Annotated in this window: 1 protein-coding gene; it reads left to right on the forward strand. The window is 59.8% G+C overall.

Annotation, left to right across the window (positions count from 1 at the left end):
• Positions 1 to 123 precede the first annotated feature (123 nt).
• Positions 124 to 533 (forward strand): transposase family protein (locus V1479_RS26140; protein WP_368805381.1); only part of this gene is annotated, 410 nt, incomplete at its 3' end.

A 533-nucleotide genomic window follows, 5' to 3' on the forward strand; every position in this document is an offset into this window, starting at 1 on the left:
AGCCAGAAAAGCCTGCTCATCATCGCCTCCATCCCAAAACGACGGCAGGGAATCTGATTTGCTACGGACCTTCAATACCCTGATTGGGTTTCGACCCTAGCGAGAATATCGCTATGGGCGGGCATGCAGAGGAAATCGAAATGGTCGCCCGGCCCAGGGGTTAGAATTCTGGGTGTCGCGCTCACTGATGATGACAGATGGGTTGTTTCCGCCGCCGGATCCACGATCGGCATTTGCCCCGATTGTGGTCGGCGAAGTCGAAGTAGGCACGGCTGCTCCAACCGCAGCCTCCAGGATCTGCCAGTCCAGGGCAAGTCCGTGACGGTGAAGCTCCTGCTGAGCCGCTGGCGATGCGCAAATCGGAAATGTGAGCGCCGAACATTTACCGACCGTCTGCCGTCGGTCGCTGTTCCTTATGCGCGCCGGACAACGAGGGTCGTTGAGATTGTCGGCCTGCTTGGCCACAGCGCTGGTGGCCGTCCTGGCGAGCGGTTGATGCAGCGACTCGGCATGCCGGTCAGCGACGACACCAT

It is taken from the genome of Neoaquamicrobium sediminum, from assembly GCF_040970315.1.
GTDB classification, from domain to species: Bacteria; Pseudomonadota; Alphaproteobacteria; order Rhizobiales; family Rhizobiaceae; genus Aerobium; species Aerobium sediminum.